Source organism: Syntrophorhabdaceae bacterium (assembly GCA_028698615.1).
Lineage (GTDB): Bacteria > Desulfobacterota > Syntrophorhabdia > Syntrophorhabdales > Syntrophorhabdaceae > Delta-02.
Genome location: JAQVWF010000112.1, coordinates 1 through 3,068, shown reverse-complemented (window position 1 = coordinate 3,068; position 3,068 = coordinate 1). Strand labels below are relative to the sequence as shown.

2 protein-coding genes are annotated in these 3,068 nt (G+C 54.7%); both read left to right on the top strand.

Going from position 1 to position 3,068, the window contains the following annotated elements:
* The first annotated feature begins 23 nt into the window (after positions 1 to 23).
* Positions 24 to 1,526 (top strand): radical SAM protein, encoded by a 1,503-nt coding sequence (locus PHC90_14910; GenBank protein ID MDD3847637.1) that lies wholly within the window; start codon positions 24 to 26, stop codon positions 1,524 to 1,526.
* Between the two features lie 19 nt (positions 1,527 to 1,545).
* A partial coding sequence (locus PHC90_14905) for a hypothetical protein (protein ID MDD3847636.1) occupies positions 1,546 to 3,068 on the top strand: 1,523 nt, incomplete at its 3' end.

The window sequence follows — 3,068 nt, the reverse complement described above, 5'->3', positions numbered from 1 at the left end:
GGGATCCTGACGGGGAGGACAAAATGAACATACTTCTTATATATCCCAAGTATCCTGATACCTTCTGGAGCTTCAAGCATGCCCTGAAGTTCATATCGAAGCGGGCCCTTCACCCACCACTGGGTTTGCTCACCGTTGCCGCAATGCTCCCCGGGGAATGGAAAAAGAGACTCGTCGATATGAACATTGCCAATTTGAAGGACAAGCACTTTCGATGGGCCGATTATGTTTTTATCGGGGCCATGGCAGTCCAGAAGGAATCGGTCAGGGAGGTCATTGAGCGGTGCAAGACGGCAGGCGTCAAGATCGTTGCCGGAGGCCCTCTCTTTACCGCAAATCCCGAAGAATACCCCGACGTGGATCACCTGATACTCAATGAGGCAGAGTTTACCCTCGCCCCTTTCCTGGAAGACCTTGCCAGAGGTGAGGCCAAACACATTTACTCCTCACGGGCATTTCCCGAGCTTGATAAGACTCCCGCTCCTGCCTGGGAACTCGTTAAGATGAACAGGTATCATTCGATGAATCTTCAATATTCCCGGGGTTGCCCGTTCAGCTGTGAATTCTGCGACATTACCACGCTCTACGGGCATAAGACCCGAAGCAAGACGACGGAGCAGGTGGTCAATGAACTGGAAGCCCTTTACAGGGCGGGATGGAGAGGCAGTATCTTCTTTGTTGATGACAACTTCATAGGCAACAAGAGGAAGCTCAAAGACCATGTGCTGCCCGCCATGATCCAGTGGATGAAGAAGAGACGGTATCCTTTCGACCTGGCAACAGAGGCATCGATCGACCTCGCGGACGATGAAGAACTGATCAGACGGATGATACAAGCAGGGTTCGAGGGTGTGTTCGTTGGTATTGAGACTCCCGACGACAGTTCCCTCAAGGAGTGCAACAAATTCCAGAACAGGAACCGGGACCTTCTTGCCGGAGTGAAACGGATCCAGCAGCTCGGCCTCCGCATCAGGGGGGGCTTTATCGTGGGGTTTGACAGTGATTCTCCCGAAACATTCGAAAGGCAGGTCCGGTTTATACAGGAAAGCCGGATCGTCACCGCCATGGTGGGCATGCTCAATGCGCCAAAGGGCAGCCGGCTTTACGAAAGACTCCGGGAGGAAGGCCGACTGAAGCAAGATGTCACCGGAGACAATACGGACTTTTCCACGAACATCATTCCAAAGATGGGATATGAGAATCTGGTCACTGGATACAAAGAGGTGATCAGCGGCATCTATGCGCCTCGCGCATACTATGAACGCGTCAAGGCCTTTCTCAGGGAATACAAGCCTTTGGAAAAGAGAAGACGAGGCCTGCATTTCAGATACATCCGGTATAATCTCCACTATCTTGACGCGCCTTTCAAAACCCTGGTGATACTGGGAATAAAGGACAAGGCCAGGCTCTACTACTGGAAGCTTGTTTTCTGGTCTCTATTCAGGCGGCCGCGGCTCCTGCCCATGGCAATAGCATACATGGTGTACGGGTTCCACTTTCGGAAAGTTTTCAAAACCATGTATTAAGGCAGGGCAATAGCAAGTGATGACAAAACTTATCGGCAACCTGCCCCATCTGTGGGCACATCTTCGTGGAAACAGTTTAACGCCAAAGCGCTCCGGCGATGAGCCGCCGCTGAGGTCAGAGTTGTTCAGCGCCTCCCAGATGGAGCAGCACGGTAAGACCCTTGCCGGCGCACACACCCTGGGCCCGGACCATTTTGCCGAAAAATTGCTGGCCCGGCTTGGTGAGAATGAAAACGTTCTTCTCAATGTTAGGGAACTCCTGACAGAGGCCCTCAAAGGAAACAGGAGGGTTACGCCGGCAGGGGAATGGCTCCTCGACAACTTCTATCTCATCGAAGAACAGATCCGCACAGCCAAAAGACACCTGCCAAAGGGCTACAGCAAGGGCCTGCCGCGTTTGAAAAACGGCCCGTCAGCGGGCCTTCCCCGGGTGTACGACATTGCGCTGGAAATAATCTCTCACGGTGATGGACGGGTTGATCCTGATGGCCTGGGCAGTTTCGTGGCGGCCTATCAGACAGTCGCCGCGCTGAAGCTGGGAGAATTGTGGGCGATACCCATCATGCTGCGCCTGGCGCTCATCGAAAATCTCCGGCGTGTCACAATGCGGATCGCCTCCCACAGAACCGACAGGAACCTTGCCGACTACTGGGCAGACCGTATTACCGCGACTGCCGAACAAAATCCCAAGGATCTGATCCTGGTCATTGCCGACATGGCACGCTCAAATCCTCCAATGGTCAGCTCCTTCATCGCCGAGCTTACGCGCCGTCTTAAAGGCCAGGGCCCCACTCTCGCACTGCCGCTGACCTGGATCGAGCAGCAGCTCTCCGAGTCAGGTCTGACGATCGAACAGCTGATACAATCAGAAAACCAGCAGCAGGCGGCGGACCAGCTATCCATAAGCAACAGCATCGGCAGCCTCCGTTTCCTGGGGGCCATGGATTGGCGCACATTTGTTGAGACCATGAGCATTGTCGAACGAACCCTCTGCGAGGACCCGGCGGGTATGTACGGCGGGATGGATTTTGCCACCCGCGACCAATACCGCCATGTGGTGGAGAACATTGCAAAGAGCGGCCCATTGTCCGAAAACGAGGTGGCTCGCGTTGCCATCCGTCTTGCCGGTGAGCGCAAGGGCCACGCAAATGGCGGCGGACGCGAGGACCATGTCGGCTTCTACCTGATCGATAAAGGGCTGGAAGAGCTCGAAGGATTGGCCGGGGTACGTCTGTCGTTCACTGAAACCGTTCGAAAAGTCGTCCGCCGATCCCCGCTGTTCTATTATCTTGGGGCGATCTGTATCATCACCGCCATCTTCACCGGGTACTTGCTTACCGAAGCTCATTCCATGGGGTTATGCGGTCCCTGGTTGTGGTTTATCGGTGCGCTTTCGCTTCTGTGTGTCAGCCAGCTGGCGATTGCCCTGGTAAACTGGCTCACGACCCGAGTTGTAACACCCCGGTTCCTTCCCCGAATGGACTTTTCCAGGGGAATTCCCCGGGAATCGTCCGCCCTGGTCATAGTGCCCACCATGCTCAC

What these genes read in the sequence shown, in the direction of transcription:
- PHC90_14910 (MDD3847637.1), top strand. Translation starts at nt 24, where the DNA reads ATGAACATACTTCTTATATATCCCAAGTATCCTGATACCTTCTGGAGC.